At 64.5% G+C, this 19407-nt stretch carries 18 protein-coding genes; 6 read left to right on the top strand and 12 right to left on the bottom strand.

Features of this window, described 5'->3' with window-relative positions; translation table 11 throughout:
• Nucleotides 1-32 precede the first annotated feature (32 nt).
• Together S7S_RS11915 and nhaD are read left to right on the top strand one after the other, a co-directional pair.
• The gene (locus S7S_RS11915) at nucleotides 33-908 is read left to right on the top strand and encodes a DMT family transporter (RefSeq protein ID WP_008736870.1); all 876 of its coding nucleotides are present in this window, start codon (nucleotides 33-35) and stop codon (nucleotides 906-908) included.
• A 603-nt stretch (nucleotides 909-1511) separates the two neighbouring features.
• Complete coding sequence (nhaD, locus tag S7S_RS11910) at nucleotides 1512-2966, top strand: sodium:proton antiporter NhaD (protein ID WP_008736872.1); 1455 nt, start codon at nucleotides 1512-1514, stop codon at nucleotides 2964-2966.
• Between the two features lie 74 nt (nucleotides 2967-3040).
• Here the strand turns inward: nhaD and S7S_RS11905 are convergent, their stop codons facing one another.
• The 4 genes from S7S_RS11905 to egtB form a co-directional block, all read right to left on the bottom strand.
• The gene (locus tag S7S_RS11905; RefSeq protein ID WP_008736874.1) at nucleotides 3041-3787 is read right to left on the bottom strand and encodes a hypothetical protein; all 747 of its coding nucleotides are present in this window, start codon (nucleotides 3785-3787) and stop codon (nucleotides 3041-3043) included.
• A 96-nt stretch (nucleotides 3788-3883) separates the two neighbouring features.
• Entirely contained in the window at nucleotides 3884-4180 is a 297-nt protein-coding gene (locus S7S_RS11900; RefSeq protein ID WP_008736875.1) for a sll1863 family stress response protein, read from the bottom strand.
• 187 nt (nucleotides 4181-4367) lie between these two features.
• Entirely contained in the window at nucleotides 4368-5345 is a 978-nt protein-coding gene (egtD, locus tag S7S_RS11895; RefSeq protein WP_008736877.1) for an L-histidine N(alpha)-methyltransferase, read from the bottom strand.
• Nucleotides 5342-6625 (bottom strand): ergothioneine biosynthesis protein EgtB, encoded by a 1284-nt coding sequence (egtB, locus tag S7S_RS11890; protein WP_008736879.1) that lies wholly within the window; start codon nucleotides 6623-6625, stop codon nucleotides 5342-5344. Before egtB ends, egtD begins: the two co-directional genes overlap by 4 nt.
• Nucleotides 6626-6868: 243 nt before the next feature.
• On the opposite strand from egtB, the gene S7S_RS11885 reads away from it, so the two are divergent.
• Entirely contained in the window at nucleotides 6869-7162 is a 294-nt protein-coding gene (locus tag S7S_RS11885; protein ID WP_008736881.1) for a hypothetical protein, read from the top strand.
• Here S7S_RS11885 and S7S_RS11880 read toward each other — a convergent pair.
• Nucleotides 7159-8154: an LLM class flavin-dependent oxidoreductase gene (locus S7S_RS11880; RefSeq protein WP_008736882.1), complete on the bottom strand. Its 996-nt coding sequence runs from the start codon at nucleotides 8152-8154 to the stop codon at nucleotides 7159-7161. The genes S7S_RS11885 and S7S_RS11880 overlap by 4 nt on opposite strands.
• 113 nt (nucleotides 8155-8267) lie before the next feature.
• Between S7S_RS11880 and S7S_RS11875 the strand changes: the two genes are divergently transcribed.
• Nucleotides 8268-10055: an ABCB family ABC transporter ATP-binding protein/permease gene (locus S7S_RS11875; RefSeq protein ID WP_008736885.1), complete on the top strand. Its 1788-nt coding sequence runs from the start codon at nucleotides 8268-8270 to the stop codon at nucleotides 10053-10055.
• Here the strand turns inward: S7S_RS11875 and pyrC are convergent.
• The gene (gene pyrC, locus S7S_RS11870) at nucleotides 10052-11086 is read right to left on the bottom strand and encodes a dihydroorotase (RefSeq protein WP_008736886.1); all 1035 of its coding nucleotides are present in this window, start codon (nucleotides 11084-11086) and stop codon (nucleotides 10052-10054) included. The two genes, S7S_RS11875 and pyrC, sit on opposite strands and share 4 nt — an antisense overlap.
• 79 nt (nucleotides 11087-11165) lie before the next feature.
• Entirely contained in the window at nucleotides 11166-12983 is a 1818-nt protein-coding gene (locus S7S_RS11865) for a hypothetical protein (protein WP_008736889.1), read from the bottom strand.
• A gap of 196 nt (nucleotides 12984-13179) precedes the next feature.
• Between S7S_RS11865 and S7S_RS19315 the strand changes: the two genes are divergently transcribed.
• On the top strand, nucleotides 13180-13329 hold the full coding sequence (locus tag S7S_RS19315) for a DUF3096 domain-containing protein (protein ID WP_008736891.1): 150 nt from the start codon (nucleotides 13180-13182) through the stop codon (nucleotides 13327-13329).
• Here the strand turns inward: S7S_RS19315 and S7S_RS11860 are convergent.
• The gene (locus S7S_RS11860; RefSeq protein ID WP_008736893.1) at nucleotides 13303-13635 is read right to left on the bottom strand and encodes a thioredoxin family protein; all 333 of its coding nucleotides are present in this window, start codon (nucleotides 13633-13635) and stop codon (nucleotides 13303-13305) included. The genes S7S_RS19315 and S7S_RS11860 overlap by 27 nt on opposite strands.
• A 73-nt stretch (nucleotides 13636-13708) precedes the next feature.
• On the opposite strand from S7S_RS11860, the gene sbcB reads away from it, so the two are divergent.
• Complete coding sequence (sbcB, locus tag S7S_RS11855) at nucleotides 13709-15178, top strand: exodeoxyribonuclease I (protein WP_052269248.1); 1470 nt, start codon at nucleotides 13709-13711, stop codon at nucleotides 15176-15178.
• A gap of 3 nt (nucleotides 15179-15181) precedes the next feature.
• On the opposite strand, the gene S7S_RS11850 is transcribed toward sbcB, so the two are convergent.
• From S7S_RS11850 to S7S_RS11835, 4 genes are all read right to left on the bottom strand, one after another.
• Nucleotides 15182-15730, bottom strand: a complete 549-nt coding sequence (locus S7S_RS11850; protein WP_008736897.1) for a type 1 glutamine amidotransferase domain-containing protein — start codon at nucleotides 15728-15730, stop codon at nucleotides 15182-15184.
• A 168-nt stretch (nucleotides 15731-15898) separates the two neighbouring features.
• The gene (gene ahpF / locus S7S_RS11845) at nucleotides 15899-17467 is read right to left on the bottom strand and encodes an alkyl hydroperoxide reductase subunit F (protein WP_008736899.1); all 1569 of its coding nucleotides are present in this window, start codon (nucleotides 17465-17467) and stop codon (nucleotides 15899-15901) included.
• A gap of 78 nt (nucleotides 17468-17545) precedes the next feature.
• A complete protein-coding gene (gene ahpC / locus S7S_RS11840) occupies nucleotides 17546-18109 on the bottom strand; it encodes an alkyl hydroperoxide reductase subunit C (RefSeq protein WP_008736901.1) in 564 nt (187 codons plus the stop codon).
• A gap of 236 nt (nucleotides 18110-18345) precedes the next feature.
• Nucleotides 18346-19407 (bottom strand): alpha/beta hydrolase, encoded by a 1062-nt coding sequence (locus S7S_RS11835; RefSeq protein ID WP_008736902.1) that lies wholly within the window; start codon nucleotides 19405-19407, stop codon nucleotides 18346-18348.

The following is a 19407-nucleotide window of genomic DNA, read 5'->3' as shown; positions in this document are numbered from 1 at the left end:
CCAGAATACAACCCTGCCACGGGGAGAGCCGCATGACGCACACTGAACGACAGGGCCTGATCGCCGGCTTGCTGGCCGTGGCCTGCTGGGCCGGGTTTGTGCTGGTGTCCCGCGCGGGGGGCCGCAGTCCGCTCACGCCTTGGGACATCATGGCGATCCGCTTTGGCGTCGGCAGCCTGTTGCTGTTGCCGTTCCTGCGCCCCGGCCGGTTGTGGCTCAATGCGCGCGGCCTGACGCTGGCGCTGGTAGGCGGCCTGGGTTACGGATTGGCGGTGTATCAAGGCTTCCGGCTGACGTCGGCGGTCCACGCGGCGGTGATGCTACCGGGCCTGATCCCCTTCGGCGCCGCGCTGTTTGCCGCGCTGATACTGGGCGACCGGCCATCGCCGTTGCGCTGGCTCGGGCTGGTGACGATTGCTGTCGGCGGCGTGCTGATGCTGGCCAGTACCGGTGGGCACGGTGACCCGGCCGGTGACCTGTGGCTGGTGGCGGCGGTGCTGTGCTGGTCGCTGTATACCGTGCTGGCGCGGCGCTGGCAGGTATCGGCCTGGACCGGCGCCATCACCACGGCGCTGTGGTCGGCGGCCCTGTTTTTGCCGCTGTATCTGTTGTGGCTGCCGGGCAATCTGGCCGCGGCGTCCGTGGGCGATATTGCGTTGCAGGTGGTGTATCAGGGATTGATCGCGACCGTGCTGGCGATGCTGCTGTACCTGCGCGCAGTCAGCAGTATCGGCCCGGCGGCCATGGGGGCGCTGATGGCCCTGGTGCCGGTGGTCAGTGGCCTGCTGGCGGTGCCGGTGCTGGGTGAGGCGCTGTCGGTGACCGAAGCCGTCGCGCTGGCGGTGACCAGCGTCGGGGCGGTGCTGGCGTCAGGGCTGTTGCGGCGTCGTCAGCCTGAGGCACGTTAGCAGGATGTTGAAAACGCCTCTCTGAGGCGTTTCAGACTGAGGACAAACCCCTGTTTTTATGAATCACCTCTTCGAGGCGATATAAAAGTGGGTGGTCGCATTCCAGGTTGCAGCCCTATGGCTATGCAAGTGGAGGCTATCACCAGAAAAACAGCGACTCTTTGCCCTGGGTGGATAATTTTTTAGTAGAAGAATGGCTGCCGAGGTTTGTCAGCAGCCTGAAACGCCTCTCTGAGGCGTTTTCAAGCCATCTTTGCGGCACAGGCCCGCGAAGATGGGCAGGGAAAATCAATCGCTTACCGCGCTTGCTTTGCTGACGGCCTGTCAGTCGTGGTCCCCCACGACCTTGGTCGCAGGGCAGAAGGTGTGGCTGCGTCGTTTCCCTTGTTTTTCTGCTGCCGTGGCGAAATGCCGCCCTGATCCGGATCAATTCCCTGGATCAAACGGCTACAGCGCGGTGTGCCGGCGTGCTACCATGCGCGCCGTTCGTGCCATGGCTCGACCGTTCATGAGTTCGACAGCGGAGGTTCCCACCGGGGTGGTCGGGAATTGTCGCCAGACGGCCGGGTCATCCCTCTCCGTTGTTCGTCGAGCGAGACTGTCATGTACCGCAAGTGTTGGCCGGTTATCTGTTCCGCCTTATCCGTTTTTTTCCTGTCGTTGCTGAGTTCCCCCGCCCTGGCCGCTGAAGGCCAGCTTGACCTGACCCAGACCTGGACCGGCTATATCGCACTGGTGATTTTCGTGCTCGCCTACGCGCTGGTGATGGCCGAGGAAAAGCTGCATCTGCGCAAGTCCAAGCCGGTGCTGGTGGCGGCCGGTATCATCTGGGTGCTGATCGGCGCCGTGTACGTCAATCACGGCATGACCGAAGCCTCCGAGCACGCCTTCCGGCATACGCTGCTGGAATTCGCCGAGCTGATGCTGTTCCTGCTGGTGGCGATGACCTACATCAACGCGCTGGAAGAGCGCCGCCTGTTCGATGCGCTGCGAGCCTGGATGGTGCGCAAGGGCTTCAGCTACCGCACCCTGTTCTGGCTCACCGGCCTGCTGGCGTTCTTCATTTCGCCGGTGGCCGACAACCTGACCACCGCACTGCTGATGTGTGCAGTGGTGGTGAAGGTGGCCGAGAACGACAGCCGCTTCATCAATCTCTGCTGTATCAACATTGTCGTGGCTGCCAACGCCGGTGGCGCCTTCAGTCCGTTCGGGGATATCACCACGCTGATGGTGTGGCAGGCCGGCAAGGTGCAGTTCTACGAATTCTTCGCGCTGTTCATTCCGTCCGTGGTCAACTTCCTGGTACCGGCGGTGGTGATGAGCCTGTTCATTCCCAACCGCAAGCCGGACACCGTGTACGAAGCCGTGGAGCTCAAGCGCGGTGCCTTCCGTATCCTGGCGCTGTTCCTGCTCACCGTGGCTACCGCCGTGGCGTGCCACAGCGTGCTGGGCCTGCCGCCGGTGCTGGGCATGATGACCGGCCTGGGGTACCTGCAGTTCTTCGGTTACTTCCTGCGCCGCACGCTGCCGCGCTCGCTGGAGCGCAAACGCGCGCTGGCGCAGCAGAAGGGTGACGAAGAAGCCCTCAAGCGCCTGGGCGGCGTGGTGCCGTTCGATGTCTTCAACCGGGTGGCGCGCGCTGAGTGGGACACTCTGCTGTTCTTCTATGGCGTGGTGATGTGTGTTGGTGGCCTGGGCTTCATGGGCTATCTGGCGCTGCTCTCGGAAACGCTGTTCACGCAGTGGAATGCCACCTACGCCAACGTCTTCCTGGGCATCATGTCGGCGGTGATCGACAACATCCCGGTGATGTTCGCAGTGCTGACCATGTCGCCGGAAATGTCGCACGGCCACTGGTTGCTGATCACCCTGACCGCCGGGGTGGGCGGCAGCCTGCTGTCGATCGGTTCTGCGGCGGGCGTGGCACTGATGGGCCAGGCGCGTGGCCACTACACCTTCCTTGGTCATCTGCGCTGGATGCCGGTGATTCTGCTGGGCTATATCGCCAGCGTGCTGGTGCACCTCTGGTTGAACGACAGGCTGTTCCACATCTTCTGATCGGTACTGCCTGACAAAAAAGCCCGCTGCAAACACAGCGGGCTTTTTTTATGGTGCATCGACATGCGTGCGCGTTACAGGCTGATATTGGCGTTGCGTGCCAGCGCGAGCAGGATCTGCCGGCCGTTGCGGCTGACGATATACGGCAGGGATTCCTCAGTGGCGCGCAGCACGCTGCTGCGAATGAACAGCCATTTGGTGTGCGCGTCACGTAGCGGGCTTTGCGCCGGGGCGTCGGCAAGCAACTCTTGCCAGAGGCTGTCCATGTCCTGGCTCAGTCGCGACAGGTCGGCGTCTTCGTCCTCGCTGCTCATGGCAAACGAACCGAACGGGCTGGCTGCCACCAGCATGTAACCGCTGAGGATACGGGCCATCTGCAGGGTGGCCTGTTCCGGCACGCCCCGGGCTTGCTGGCGGGCGGCACGGATGATCGCTTCACGCAGGATGTCGCGGTGTGCCGAATAGGTGGCGTGCAGATAGCTGTCGTAGCCATCGACGAGACCGGCCCCGGTGTTGTCGCCCAGCAGCAGTGTGCGCATCGCCTGCCACTCTGGTGTCAGTCGGCTGCGTTCCGCAGAAGGTTGTGCGGCCAGGTAGCGGTCCATCAGGGGTGACAGCCGCTGCATGCGGGTGTTGACCTCGTCCACATGGGCGCCGTTGTCCGGCTCGTAGTGCATCATGCCGACGTCGGCGATCAGCAGGGCGAGCTGCCCGGCCATGTCGAGGCTGTTCGGTGTCGCGGGTGTCTGGGCGAGGACTGCGCTGGTGCAACACAGCAGCAGGCCCGCCAGCAGATGTCTGGCGTGGTTTTTATAGGTCATGGTGTGGTCTTCTTGCATCCCCGGAAAGCGGCAAGCGTAGCAGGGAAGGCAAGCCGCGCCGGGCGTTGCGGCGCCGCGCAACGCCCGGCGCTGGGGTCAATTGCCGGGGAACAGCCGCTCGGTCAGCTCGTGCAGTTCCCGGTTGATCTTCTGCCAGCCCTGTTCGAGCCGGGCGCGGGTGGCGTCCCAGGTGTCACCGGCGTGGTTACGCGCCTCGCGCACGCGCTGTTCCATGTCCGCCAGTACCTGTTCCAGTTCCGGCTTGCGCGTTTCCCAGTTGCGTCGCGCTTCCTCGCCGGCGTCGCGGGCCTGCTGTTCCAGCCGCGTCAGCTCGGTGTTCCACTGCTCGAGTTTTTCCCGGATGCGTTCGATGTATTCCTTGCGCTCTGCCATGGATACCTCCTTCATTACCGTGCCCGCTGCTCTGCGCTGACCTTTTGCGGGGTGTTGAAAAAGCCTCAAAGAGGCTTTTTCACGCCACCTTTGCGGCGCGGGTCCGCAAAGGTGGACACGCCAAATCAATCGCTGATGGCGCTTGATTTGGCTGACGGCTTGATTAAGCCGTCAGCACAGGCTGTTTTCAACAGCCTGCCAGCGCAAACACAGCGAACAGGCCTGCGTCGTCCTGCCAGTGCCCGGTGATAGCCAGGCCGGCCTGGCGGGCCAGCCGGGTGAAACTGTGCCGGGTGTACTTGCAGGAGTACTCGGTCAGTATGCGCTCGCCACGGCGGAACTGCACCGTGCGGCCGCCGCAGCGCACGCGCTGCGTATGACGGCTTTCCAGATACATTTCGATGCGCCGCCGTCCCCGGTGGTAGCCAGCCACATGGCGGAAGGCGCCAGGGTCGAACTCGCCGTCGAGCAGCCGGTTCAGATGGTTGAGCAGATTCAGATTGAAGGCGGCGGTGACGCCTGCGGCATCGTTATAGGCCGCGTGCAGGACATCGTGGTCCTTGTGCAGGTCGATGCCGAGCAGTAGCTGCCCGCCGGGGCCGGTCAGCCTGGCGGCGTGGACCAGGAAACCGCGTGCCTCGGCCGGGGTGAAATTGCCCAGCGTGGAGCCGGGGTAGAACAGGCAGCGTGGCGCCTGTGGCAGCGCCGCCGGCAAGGCCGGCATGCGGGTGAAGTCGGCGCGCAGTGCGGTCACCGGCAGCCAGGGATATTCCTCTGTCAGCCGCTGCGCGGACTGGCACAGAAAATCGCCGCTGATGTCCATCGGCACATAGGCGGCCGGTTGCAGGCTGTCCAGCAACAGGCGCACCTTTTCGCAGCTGCCGGCGCCGGGTTCCAGCAGCAGTTGCCGGCGGCCAAGCCGTTTGGCGATATCGCCGCAGTGCCGGCGCAGGATGCCGCGTTCAGTGCGGGTGGGGTAATACTCCGGCTGCGCGGTGATCTGCTCGAACAGCTCGGAGCCGCGTTCATCGTAAAAGTATTTCGGGCTGACCCGTTTGCGCGGGCCGGTCAGCCCGGCCATCAGTTCGGCCACGCTGTTGTCGGGCGGCGGGCCGCTGTCGATATAGTCGAAGGCGGGGGTGTTCAGTTGCGGCTGGGCGGTCATGGCTGTTTCCCTCTGGCCAGGCGCAGGCCGCTGAACTGCCAGCGATCCGGCGGATAAAAAAAGTTGCGGTAGCTGGTGCGGAGATGGTCCGCGTCGGAGACGCAACTGCCGCCACGCAACACCAGTTGATTGCACATGAACTTGCCGTTGTACTCGCCCAGCGCGCCCGCCGGCGCCTGGTAGCCGGGGTAGGGGCCGTAGCTGCTGGCGGTCCATTCCCAGACGCTGCCCAGCAGTTGCGTGGCGCGCACCGGGCGCGGGTGATAGTGGCCGTCGCCAATAAACTGGCCGTCGGCCACCTGCGCATCGAGATGCTGCGCAGCGGCTTCCCATTCGTACTCGGTGGGCAGGCGCGCGCCGGCCCAGCGCGCGAAGGCGTCGGCTTCGTAGGCGCTGATATGGCATACCGGCCGGGCCGGATCGACGGGTTGCATGCCGTACAGGGTGAAGCTCTGCCAGCCGGCGTGCTCGTCCTGTTGCCAGTACAGCGGCGCCTGCCAGCCCTGCTGTTGGCGTGCAGTCCAGCCGTCGGAGAGCCACAGGGCCGGGTCGTCGTAGCCGCCGTCAGCCATGAACGCCAGCCATTCGCCGTTGGTGACTGGGCGGGAGGCCAGCTCGAAGGCGGGCAGGAAGGCGCGGTGGCGGGGCGTTTCGTTGTCGAACGCGAAGGCGTCCGTCTCCGTGGCGCCGATAGCGCACAACCCTTCCGGTATGGCGTGCCATTGCAGCGGCGGGGTGTGCTGGCCACTGAGCCAGGGACCGGTGTGTTCGCGATAGGCCGGCCCGAGCGGATTACAGGACAGGCTGTACTGGATATCGGTGAAGAACAGTTCCTGATGCTGCTGCTCATGGTGCAGGCCAATCAGCAGGCGGCGGTGCATTTCCTCGTCCAGCCCGCGTGCCAGCAGGCCGCGCACGCCCTGGTTTACCGTTTCCCGCCAGGCCAGCACCTCGGTCAGCGTTGGCCGCGACAACAGCCCGCGCTGCGCGCGGCTGAACTGCTCGCCAATGCTGTTGTAGTAGGAATTGAACAGATAACGGAAGGCAGGGTTGAAGGGCGTGTAGCCAGGCAGGAAGGGTTCCAGCAGGAACGTCTCGAAAAACCAGGTGGTGTGCGCCAGGTGCCATTTCGGCGGGCTGGTTTCGGGCATCGCCTGGAGCGAATAATCCTCAATCTCCAGTGGGGCGCAGTCGTGTTCTGAACGGGCACGCACGCTATTGAACCGTGCTGTCAGTGAACGCGTGGCGTCCTCGTCCGTGCTGGCTTGCCGGTGCTGCATGGTCCCTCCTCAGGTGGCCGTGTGGCGCTGATGGTGGTGTTCAAGGTCAGCCGGTGTCCGTGTGTTCCCCCCGGACTATGCCCAGCCGCAGGCGAGGCGGGCAATGTATTGCGTCTGGCGGTGCGCCGGTTTTACGCGGTTTTACGCCAGGCCGTGCGGTGTTGCGCAAAGAGTACCGCAGGTCGGGATGAGGCTGACGTGAGGCTATGACATGCTGGTGACGGATGCTGGCAGGAGGGTGCAATGCAGATATTACTGGTACTGGTGGCGCTGCTTGGCGTGGCGGCGGTGCTCTACAGCCACCTGCGGCTGCGCTATCACAGCGACACGGTGCTGCAACGCCGTGCCACACGCCTGATCCTGATTGGTGTGGGCACCGCGTTCGGGCTGGTGATGAGTTATCTGTTCAGCGACATCGGGCCACTGGCGGCGCGTCACGCAGGGCTGCCGCCGGTGCTGGTGTTCGTCAGCGCCTTTGGCCTCACCCATGTGCCGGCCGCCTGCATCCTGTTTCTGAAGCGTCAGCAGCAGCGCTAGTCTTTCAGTGCGGCGACAATATCGCAGGCACGCAACCGGTGTGCCTGGTCGTACATGTCACAGGTGAAGATGATTTCATCCGCCTGGGTCTGTTCGACGATCATCTCCAGCCGCTGTTTCACCCGCTCCGGCCCACCGATCACCGCCAGGCCATACAGATTGCCCACGGCGTCCTGCTCATGGGGCAGCCAGCGCGAGGCCATGCTTGGCACAGGCGGCACCAGTTTCAGGCTGTGCCCGCGAATCAGCGCCAGCGCGCGCTGGTAGGCGGTGGTGGCGTTGTGTTCCGCTTCCTCGTCGGTCGGTGCGGCCTGTAGCGGCACGCCGACCATCACGTAGGGTTTCTCGAGGGTCTCGGATGGCTGGAAATTGTCGCGGTAGATGCGCAGCGCCTGATGCAGCATGCGCGGCGCAAAGTGCGAGGCAAAGGCATAGGGCAGGCCGCGCTGCGCCGCGAGCTGGGCGCTGAACAGGCTGGAACCGAGCAGCCAGATCGGCACCCGGGTGTTGGTCCCGGGCACGGCAAACAGCTTCTGGCCGGGCTGTGCCGGGCCAAGCAGGCGTTGCAAGGTGCTGACATGCTCCGGGAAATCCTCGCCGTCATCCGCGCTGCGTCGCAGCGCCATGAGCGTGGTGCGGTCCGCGCCGGGCGCCCGGCCCAGGCCCAGGTCAATGCGGTCGGGGTACAGCGTGGCCAGGGTGCCGAACTGCTCGGCGACCACCAGCGGCGCGTGGTTCGGCAGCATCACGCCGCCGGAGCCGACGCGGATGCGCGAGGTGCCGGCGGCAATATAGCCCACCAGCACCGGGGTGGCAGAGCTGGCCACGCCGTCCATGTTGTGGTGCTCGGCGAGCCAGAAGCGGCGGAAGCCCAGGGCTTCCACATGGCGCGCCAGTTGCAGCGAGTTGGCCAGGGCCTCGGCCTCGGTGCCGGTGTCCCTGACCGGTACCAGATCGAGCATGGAAAAGGCGGTGTCTTGAAGGCGGGTCATGCACAGCTCCCGTTGGGGACATAAAGTGGTCTGTTAATGTGGGCGCAGGACGCCCGGTTCAAGCCCCGGCGGAGTATCATGACGCGCCCGCCCCGAAGTGAGAGAGGCCGCCTTTGCACCGCTTGCAGGATACCGAGATCGACACCCGCCCTGACTGGCGCATTCTGCGCCGCCTGTGGCCCTACCTGATGGAATTCCGTGGCCGCGTGCTGCTGGCGCTGGCGCTGCTGATTGCCGCCAAGCTGGCCATGGTGGCGATGCCGGTGGCTCTGAAATACATCATTGATGCGCTGGAAGCCGGCGACCGCGCCACCGGCCTGCTGGCGGTGCCGGCGCTGCTGGTGGTGGCCTACGGGCTGCTGCGGCTGGCGTCGACACTGTTCAGTGAGTTGCGCGACGCGGTGTTCGCCCGCGTGGCCGAGCGCGCCATGCGGCGGGTGTCGCTGGAGGTGTTCGAGCACCTGCATCAACTGGAGCTGGATTTTCATCTCTCGCGCCGCACTGGCGGCCTGGCGCGGGATATCGAGCGCGGTACCAGCGGCATCAGTTTTCTGCTGCGCTTTACCCTGTTCAATATCGTGCCGACGCTGCTGGAGATCGTACTGGTGGCCGGCATTCTGTTTGCCGTGTTCTCGCCCGGCTATGTGACCGTGGTGCTGCTGGCGGTGGTGGTCTATGTGCTGTTCTCTGTGCGGGTGACGGAGTGGCGCACGCGCTTCGTGCGTGAATCCAACGAGATGGACAACCGCTCCAACACGCGCGCCGTGGACAGCCTGCTGAACTTCGAGACAGTGAAGTATTTCGGCAACGAGGCGTTCGAGTCGCGCCGCTATGACGCGGACCTGGCCGACTGGGAAAAGGCGCGCATGAAGAACCGGCTGTCGCTGGCGGCGCTGAACGCCGGGCAGGCGCTGATCATTGCCGTGACCATGACGGTGATGATGTGGATGGCGGTGCGGCAGGTGCAGAGCGGCGAGATCAGCCTGGGTGACCTGACCATGATCAATGCCTACCTGATCCAGTTGTTCATTCCGCTCAACGCGCTGGGGTTCATCTACCGCGAAATCCGTCAGGCGCTGGTGAATGTAGAGCGCATGTTTTCGCTGCTGGAACAGCCGCCGCGTGTGGTCGACAGCGCCAATGCGCAGCGGTTGCCGGAGAGCGGCGAGGGCGTCCGCTTCGAGCAGGTGCGCTTTGGCTATCACCCGGACCGGCGGATTCTGCATGACGTCAGCTTTGCCATTCCCACCGGCCACAAGGTGGCTGTCGTGGGCACCAGCGGCGCCGGCAAATCCACCCTGGGGCGGCTGCTGTTCCGCTTCTTCGATATCGACGGTGGTGCCATCCGCATCAATGGCGTGGATATTCGTGACGTGACACAACAGAGCCTGCGCGCGGCCATCGGCGTGGTGCCACAGGATACCGTGCTGTTCAACGACAGCATCTATAACAACGTCGCCTACGGGCGGCCGGACGCCAGCGATGAAGACATCCGCGAGGCCATCCGGCTGGCGCACCTGTCGCAGTTCATTGAAGCGTTGCCGGAAGGTTTGCAGACCAAAGTGGGCGAACGGGGCCTGAAGCTGTCTGGTGGCGAAAAGCAGCGCATCGCGCTGGCGCGGGTACTGCTGAAGAATCCGCCAATCCTGCTGCTGGACGAGGCGACGTCATCGCTGGATTCGGTGTCGGAACAGGCGGTGCTCAGTGCCCTGAACGAAGTGGCGCGACAGCGGACCACGCTGGTGATTGCACACAGGCTGTCCACCGTGCGCGATGCCGAGCAGATTCTGGTGATGGAACAGGGCCGCATTGTCGAGCGCGGCACGCATGAGCAGTTGCTGGCGGAGCAGGGCGTGTATGCGCGCCTGTGGCAGCAACAGGCGCGCGGCAACGAGGATTAACGCACCTTCCAGTGCAGCGTGCGACCAGCCTGCCAGGGCACCACAGGTTGCCCGTCCATCTCCTGGCTGTCAGGGACCTGCCAGCTTTCGCGCACCAGCGTCACCGTGTCGCTGTTGCGCGGCAGCCGGTAAAAGTCCGGGCCGAAGTGGCTGGCGAAGGCTTCCAGCTTGTCCAGCGCGTTGCATTCCTCGAAGAAGGTCGCGTACAGCTCCAGCGCCGCCGGCGCGGAATAGCAGCCGGCGCAGCCGCAGGCGGCTTCCTTGCGGTGCCGTGCGTGCGGCGCGGAATCGGTGCCGAGGAAAAAGCGCGGGTGGCCGCTGAGGACCGCCTGCTGGATCACCTGCTGGTGATCGCGGCGCTTGAGCACCGGCAGGCAGTAGTTGTGCGTGTGCACGCCGCCCACCAGCAGATCATTGCGGTTCATCATCAGGTGTTGCGGGGTCACGCTGGCGGCGGTCAATTCGCCGGCGTCGCGCACAAACTGCACGCCTTCCAGGGTGGTGACATGCTCGAACACGATGCGCAGCGCGGGGAAGCGGGCGCGGATGTCGTTCAGGTAGCGGTCGATAAAGACCTTTTCACGGTCGAAGACATCAATCTCCGCCTCCGTGACTTCGGCATGCAGCAGCAGCGGCAGGTCGTGTTTTTCCAGGGCTTCGTACAGGTGCATGATGCCGGCCGGGTCGCGCACGCCGCTGTCGGAGTTGGTGGTGGCGCCGGCCGGATACAGCTTGGCGCCGAACACGATGCCGCTGGCGGCGGCCTCGGCAATGTCCCGGGCCGTGGTGGCGTCGGTGAGGTAGATCACCATCAGTGGCTCGAAGTCCACGCCCGCTGGCACGGCGTCGAGAATGCGTGTGCGGTAGGCGGCGGCGTGGCCGGCGTTGACCACCGGCGGCACCGTGTTCGGCATCACGATGGCGCGGCGAAACACGCGCGCGGTGGCCGGTACGGTGCCCTGAAGCATGCCGCCGTCGCGGAAATGCAGATGCCAGTCGTCAGGGCGGGTAAGGGGCAGTGTCTCGGGCATGGGGCCTCTGCGGGTCAGGCGTCGGGAGTGCCAAGGATACATGCCCGGACGGTGCGGAATAAGAGGGGCCGGCAATGTCTCAGGTGGAACGCCGCCGCCCCCACAGCAGCGCCATGCCGAGCAGACCGAGCAGCGCCACGCTGCCGCCGGAGCTGCGGCTGCGGACGGGTGCGGGCTCCGGCTGCACGAACAGTGCCGCCTGCCAGGCGATACCCTGGTACTCGGCGTGTTTGCGCTGCTGGCCGGCCTGCTTGTCCGCGGTGAAAAAATGGCGCCCGGTGCCGGTGTCGTAGAAACGGTGCACCGGCGCCAGCCCCGGCCAGGATTCGGCAAAGGCGCCGAAGGCGCGGCCTTCGCGTGTCCAGCGGGCATCGGCATCCAGTTGCGTCTGTTCGCTGGCATCCAGCGTATAGAGACGGTCGCCATCGTCCGAGACGTAGCCGATCACATCCCGCACGCCTGGCCGGGCGGTTTCGTTGGCGAAGGCCACTTGCACGAGTGCATAGCCTTCGTCGTCGATCAGTGCGGTGGCGTGTTGTGCGTTGCTGGTCAGGATGTCCGCCGCGCCGGGCGCTTGCAGATGGAAAACCACCGGCAGGTTTTCGTCGAGGTCGTAGCTTTCCAGTGTCTGCGCGGCATAACTGACGGTTTGCGGCGCATCCAGCGCCTGCGCGATGGGAAACAGTTGCGGCAGCGCCGGCCGGGTGTAGACCGTCCCGGCATCCGGTGTGCGGCCCGGCCCGCCAGGATTGTAGATCGGGTTGTAGCCGGGCACGGCTTCTGTGGGGAGCTCGACCGATTCCAGCAGGCGCATGGCCGCCTCGTCTCCTTTCAGGACGACATCGAAATAATTGTCGTGATCCTCGGCGTAATAGGCGCGCTCCGGTACGCCTTCGGCCGGCGCACCGACTTCCGCCAGCCCGACGATTTCGAGCTGGCCGGCGCCCAGGTCGTAGACCTGCCCGGTTTTATCGAGGATCACGGCGTTGCCGTTGCTGTCGCGCGCATGCAGCCGGAAAAAGAGTTCGAAATCCGTTGGCAGGAAACCGCTCACGCCGTCCGGTGAAAAGCCGCCGGAGGTGAAAAGCCGCAGCCGGTATTCGGCGTCCTCACCGTAGAGCGAGTAGGCATCGTTGGGAAAGGCGCCGGAGAGCGCGGGCGGCGGAAAATCGCCGGCCGGGGAAAAATGGCTGAGCTTGGCGCCGACCAGCGCCGGGCCGGCCAGATAGGGATTGGTGCTTGGTGCCGACAGGCCGACGATGGAAACGGGGCCATCCGGCCCCACCGCCATCAGCGGCGAGGCGCCGGGCACGAAGCTGACGGCCACGGGATAGATGGCGCCCACGCTGCCGGGCGTCAGGCGATTGCCGAATTCGCCGAATACCACGATCACATGGCGTTCGTTGTGATCGTAGTTGGGGTTCAGCGCGGCCGCGTCCGGGTTGACCGTTTCGCCGGTGTTGAGCGTGATCTCGATATTGTCCGGCGACACCGAGCTGGGCAGCAGCGGCCAGCTCACTTCGATCGGCATGGCATCGGCGTGCAGGGTGGTGGCGCCGAACCCGGCCACCACCACGCCGGCCACACCGGCGGCGCTGGTCAGGTTGCGCAGCGGCGGCGCCGGGTCCAGTGCCGCCCAGTCGAGATTGACGCCGGCACCGGCAGCGACGGCCTGGGCCAGGTCGTCGGCGTCCTGCAGGCCGGGCACGCCGATGATGCCTTCAAAGCCGAAATTGGCCGCCAGAATTTTTGGGGTGTCCGTCCAGAGGTCGGCGTTGATCAGCACGTCACGGCGCAATTCGATATAGGCGGGCGCCTGTTGTGCGGCATCGGCGTACAGGCTGGGGGTCCAGGCGGCCAGGGTGGTGGCCAGGATGATACGGGCGGGTCTGCTCATTGTTGTTCTGCCTCCGGCGGTCGACCTGACCAGCGCATCGGCTGGCCTGTGTGTGCTGTCATTGATGCCACGTCCGGCCGGCGAATCCCATACCATGAATACGGTATGCGGGCGGGAGGTTTTAACCAGTTTTGCAAAGGCGGCCGCGTGATTGCGGCATGCTGGGTGTGAACCCCGGCAATGAAGGAGACATTCCGTGACGATCAACCTGGATACCGGCTTTATCGTGGCATTGCTGTCACTGCTGGCGGGCGTGCTGATCCTGATCGTGCCGCGCCTGCTGAACTACATCGTGGCGTTTTATCTGATACTGGTCGGGTTATCCGGCCTGCTTGCTTACTTCTAGGGCCTCGGTCAGCGGCGCGCTGGCCGTTGGCCGCACGACACGCGCCACTTCCTGGCCATCGCGCAGGAAAATCAGCGTCGGCCACAGTTTTACCCGGTAGGAGCGCCCCAGCGGCCGGCCGGGGCCGTCGGCGATTTTCAGATGCCGCAGGCCGGTGGCGTTGCCCAGCGCCGCATGGATCACCGGCTGCGCGCCGATGCAGTAGCCGCACCAGGAGGCGCCGAATTCCAGCACCGTGGCGCCGTCCAGGGCATCGGCTTCGGCGCGGGTGAGTGTCTCTTCCTGATAATCGGGGAGCAGGCTCATTTGAGGATCTCCGGTGGTGGTGCGCTGACCTTAGCGCAGGTATTCAGTCATCGCCATGGCCTGTATCCTCTCGATGAAACAGGGAGGGGCCGGTTTGACTCAGCACACATTCTTTTGGCATGACTACGAAACCTGGGGCGCCAATCCGTCCGTGGACCGGCCCTCGCAGTTCGCGGGCGTGCGTACTGACGCTGACCTGAATGTGATCGGCGAGCCGCTGATGCTCTACAGCCGTCCGACACCGGATTACCTGCCGCACCCGGAAGCCTGCCTGATTACGGGCCTCACCCCGCAGCATGTGCTGGAAGAAGGCATCCCGGAGGCTGCATTTATCGCCCGGATTCATCAGGAGTTGTCGCAGCCCGGAACATGCGGGGTGGGGTACAACAGCATTCGGTTCGATGATGAAGTGACCCGTTTTACCCTGTATCGCAATTTCCATGATCCCTATGCCCGCGAGTGGCAGAACGGCAATTCCCGTTGGGACCTGATCGACGTGGTGCGGCTGTGCCACGCGCTGCGGCCGGACGGCATTCAGTGGCCACAGCGCGAGGACGGCACGCCGAGTTTCAAGCTGGAGCTGCTGACCCAGGCCAATGGCCTGTCGCACGAGGCGGCACACGATGCGCTGTCGGACGTGTATGCCACCATTGCATTGGCGAAGCTGCTGCGGGACAGGCAGCCGAAGCTGTTCGAGTACGCGCTGGGACTGCGCTTCAAGCAGGCCGTGGCGGAACAGCTGAATCTGGTGACACAGGCGCCGGTGCTGCATGTGTCGGGCCGTATCCCGGCGGCGCGTTTCTGCAGTGCATTGGTGATGCCGCTGATGGCGCATCCGACCAACCGCAACAGCGTGATTGTTTACGACCTGGCCACGGATCCGACCCCGTTGCTGGAGGGCAGTGTGGAGGACATCCAGCGGCAGGTGTTCAGCAGTGCCGCAGCGCTTGAGGCACAGGATGAGGCGCGCATTCCCCTGAAGGAAATCCATATCAACCGCGCGCCGGTGGTGGCGACGGTAAAGCTGGTGGATGACGCCGTGGCGGCACGCCTGCAATTGGATATGGACGCCTGCCGCCGGCACTGGCAGAGGCTGCGCCAGGGGGGCGATGCCCTGCGTGCGCGCTTGAAAGAGGTATTTGGCGCACGGGACTTTACCGAACAGACCGACCCGGACAGCATGCTCTACAGCGGCGGCTTTTTCAGCGATGCCGACCGGCAATTGATGCACCGCATCCGTGAGACACCGCCGTCGGAACTGGCGCGACAGAGCTTCCCGTTCGAGGACCGGCGATTGCCGGAAATGCTGTGGCGCTATCGGGCGCGCAATTATCCGGAAACACTGTCGCCGCAGGAACTGGCCGACTGGCGTCAGTTCTGCGCCGAGCGGCTGCGGGACGCGGACCCGGCCCGGTTGTCGCTGAGTGCGTTTCGGGAGCGGCTCGGTGCGCTGGCGGCGGAAGTCGAAGACGATAAGGGCCGCTTTATCCTGCATGAGTTGTCGGAGTATGCCGACGACCTGGAAGCGGCCCTGCAAGGCTGAGGTTCACGCTGCCAGCGCGGACACCAGTGCTTCGTTGAATTGCGGCAGGTCATCCGGCTTGCGGCTGCTGATCAGGTTGCCGTCGCGCACCAGTGCTTCGTCGCGCCAGTCGGCGCCGGCGTTTTTCAGGTCGTCTTTCAGCGACGGGAAGCTGGTGATCTGCTTGCCTTTCACCACCCCGGCGGAAATCAGCAGCCAGGCGCCGTGGCAGATGACGGCAATCGGCTTGCCGGCGCCCACCGCGCCCTGCACAAAGGTAATGGCGGCATCGTCCATGCGGATGTGATCGGCATTCACCACCCCGCCGGGCAACACCACGGCGTCGTAGTCGTCCAGCTGGATCTTGTCGAAGGTATTGTCGACCTTGAAGTGGTCACCGGGGTCGGTGTGATGCCACCCGGTCACGTCGCCCGGCTGGTCGGCAATGATGTCGGCTTTTGCGCCGGCGTTTTCCAGTGCTTCCTTCGGGCTGGTCAGTTCCACCTGTTCAAAGCCGTCGGTGACCAGCAGCGCGACGCGTTTTCCTTTCAGTGTCGGATGCTCAATGCTCATGACTGTCCTCCTGATGGGCGGCACGCCCGCCGTGGCGGGCTGGGATGTCCTGTCAGGTGTGACACAGCACAGGGAGCAAGTTCCGTGGGTGGGGTGGGAATGTGAAGCGGAACGGAAAAACCACCCCGGCGTTGCCGCGCGGGGTGGTTTTGTGTGTGGTGGAGGTGATCAGGCCGCGACGTCAACCGAATGGCGGATCAGGTAATCAAAGGCGCTGAGTGATGCCTTGGCGCCTTCGCCGACGGCAATCACGATCTGCTTGTAGGGCACGGTGGTCACGTCGCCGGCGGCAAAGATGCCGGGGACGGAGGTTTCGCCGCGCGCATCGGTGATGATCTCGCCGAAGCGTGACAGCTCCACAGTGCCTTTCAGCCAGTCGGTGTTCGGCACCAGGCCGATCTGCACGAACACGCCGGCCAGGTCCACGCGGTACTCTTCATTGCTGTTGCGGTCCTTGTACACCAGCCCGTTGACGCGGGTGCCGTCGCCGGTGATCTCGCTGGTCTGGGCGCTGACGATCACGGTTACGTTCTTCAGGCTGTGCAGTTTTTTCTGCAACACGGCATCAGCGCGCAGCTTGCTGTCGAATTCCAGCAGTGTCACATGCTCGACGATACCGGCCAGGTCGATGGCCGCTTCCACGCCGGAGTTGCCGCCGCCGATTACTGCCACGCGCTTGCCTTTGAACAGCGGGCCGTCGCAGTGCGGGCAGTAGGCCACGCCACGGCCACGGTATTCCTTCTCACCCGGCACGTTCACTTCGCGCCAGCGGGCGCCGGTGGCCAGGATCAGGGTCTTCGCTTTCAGGCTGGCGCCGGAGGCGAATTTCACTTCGTGCAGGCCGCCGTCGGTGCCGGGGATCAGTTGCTCGGCCCGTTGCAGGTTCATGATGTCCACGTCGTACTCACGCACGTGTTGTTCCAGCGCGGTGGCCAGTTTCGGGCCTTCGGTCTCGGTGACCGAGATGAAATTTTCGATCGCCATGGTGTCCAGCACCTGGCCGCCAAAGCGTTCAGCGGCAACGCCGGTGCGGATGCCTTTGCGGGCCGCGTAGATGGCACTGGCAGCCCCCGCAGGGCCACCGCCCACGACCAGCACATCGAAGGCTTCCTTGGCGGACAGTTTTTCCGCATCGCGTTCGGCGGCGCCGGTATCGAGCTTGGCGAGGATTTCTTCCAGGCCCATGCGGCCCTGGCCGAAGGCTTCGCCGTTGAGGAACACGCTCGGCACGGCCATCACCTGGCGCTCGTCGACTTCGGCCTGGAACAGGGCGCCGTCAATGGCGACGTGTTTGATGTTCGGGTTCAGCACTGCCATCAGGTTCAATGCCTGGACCACGTCCGGGCAGTTCTGGCAGGACAGTGAGAAGTAGGTTTCGAACTGGAAGTCGCCTTGCAGCGCCTTCACTTGTGCGATCACCTCGTCGCTGACTTTCGGCGGGTGGCCGCCCACCTGCAGCAGGGCCAGCACCAGCGAGGTGAACTCGTGGCCCATGGGGATGCCGGCGAAGCGCAGGCTGATGTCACCGCCGACACGGTTCAGGCTGAACGACGGTTTACGGGCGTCGTCGCCGTCTTCGCGCAGGCTGATCTTGTCGGACATGCCTTCGATATCGCGCAGCAGTTCGGCCAGTTCTCTGGATTTGTCGCCATCATCAAGGGACGCGACAATCTCGAACGGCTCGCTGATGCGTTCCATGTACGTCTGCAGTTGGGTCTTGAGGTTGGCGTCCAGCATGCTGGCGTTCTCCATGAGCAATTGAATCGGGTGATAAATGCCCGGGCCGGCAGGCCCGGGCGGTGGTGCAGAAGCCGCTTAGATCTTGCCGACCAGGTCCAGGGACGGGGCCAGGGTCGCTTCGCCTTCTTTCCACTTGGCCGGGCACACTTCACCCGGGTGCGTGGCAACGTATTGCGCTGCTTTCACTTTGCGCAGCAGGTCTTCGGCGTCGCGGCCGATGCCTTCGGCAGTGATTTCCACGGTCTGGATGATGCCGTTCGGGTCAACGATGAAGGTGCCGCGGTTGGCCAGGCCCTGGTCTTCGCGCAGTACTTCAAAGTTGCGGCTGATCTGCATGGTCGGGTCGCCGAGCATGGTGTACTTGATCTTGCGGATCGTGTCGGACGCGTCGTGCCAGGCTTTGTGGGTGAAGTGGGTGTCGGTGGAGACGGAGTAGATTTCCACGCCCAGCTTCTGGAATTCTGCGTAATGGTCGGCCACGTCGCCCAGTTCGGTCGGGCACACGAAGGTGAAGTCAGCCGGATAGAAGAAGAACACGGCCCATTTGCCTTTCAGGTCGGCTTCGGTGACTTCGATGAATTTACCGTCCTTGAATGCCTGGGCCTTGAACGGTTTGATTTCGGTGTTGATTACTGACATGTCGTTGCTCCTTCGAAGTGTTGTCATCGTGACGGGGTACAGAATACGGGTCTTGTCCCGATATTCATAATGGATAGCTGGTATGGCTGTAATTGGTTTTGCCAATCATACGGCTTGCAGGCCACAAGCCATGCCCCGGCGTCAGGCAGGGGTGGGGACAGGTGTGGCGTTTTCAATGCAATACGATGATTGATTGCCGGTTTTTCAACCAGTTGCGGGCAGAATCGTGATCCGGATCAGGCGCGCAATGCGCTCAGGTCGCCGCTGGCCAGGCGCTGGAAATCTTCCACCAGCTGTTCGGAGCGCTGCATGGCTTCGCCCCATTCGCGGATACGGACGTCGTCCGGCATGCGGGTGAAGTCACGGCGGTCGGGGATGCGCCCCTGCGGCAGGCGGGCGACCCAGTCGTCGCTGGGGCAAAGGATCACCACGTTGTCGTAGTGACGCGGGTTGGCGCGGCGCCATTTCAGGCCCTTGTCGAACCAGCCGGGAGTGATGGTGGGGTAGAAGTGCGGGTACAGCACCAGCCCGTCCTGGCTGAACGGGATGTCGAAGTGATAATCCGTGACGCCGCCATCGTAGTAGATGCCGGGGCCGGCGCCGGGGATATCAGGGATGCCGCTGAGCACCAGCGGGATCGCCCCCGACGCCAGGATCGCTGGGCGCAGGTTGTTCTCCGCCAGCGCAACCTGTCGGGTAGGCAGATCGCTGAGCTGGTAGAAGGGCGGCTGGTGGTCGGCGGCATGAAACAGGACGCGCTCGAAGAAACCGCCGAGGGCGCGTCGGTGCACGGCGTTGGCCAGTGCGGTCAGGCCCAGGCCGGCGGCTTGCAGGCCACGGGCGCGGGCGGCGTTCAGACCGCGCGCGCGGGCGGCGATCAGGTTGAGCTTGATGTGCGGGTTGGTCAGCACCTGCTTTGCGGCGGCGTCATCCGGTAGCACCACATCCAGCAGGGTGTGGGTGTGGCGGGTGATGTCCTCGAAGCCCATGCCGGGCGCGTAGCAGATGTGCTGGTAGGCCTCGGCGAAGCGGCGCGAGGCGGCAGCCGGGTTGGCCTGGGCAAAACAGGCGAAGCGCCAGGCGCCGGCGGAGGAGCCGATCAGGTGCAGGGGCTCGACGCGTTCGCCGGCGAAGAAATCGCCGAACAGGTGCTCGTCCAGCTTCGCCAGCGCCAGCCATTTTGGCCCGCCGCTGGCGCCGACCATGACGCGGATGTCCTGCGGGCGCAGGCCATCGCGTTCGATCTGGGCGCGGGCGCGGTCACCGGCGATGACGCGCAGGGCGGGCGAACGGCTCAT

This window comes from Isoalcanivorax pacificus W11-5, from assembly GCF_000299335.2.
Taxonomy (GTDB): Bacteria; Pseudomonadota; Gammaproteobacteria; order Pseudomonadales; family Alcanivoracaceae; genus Isoalcanivorax; species Isoalcanivorax pacificus.
The sequence above is the reverse complement of the archived record's forward strand: the minus strand, read 5'-3'. Positions and strand labels throughout refer to the sequence as shown.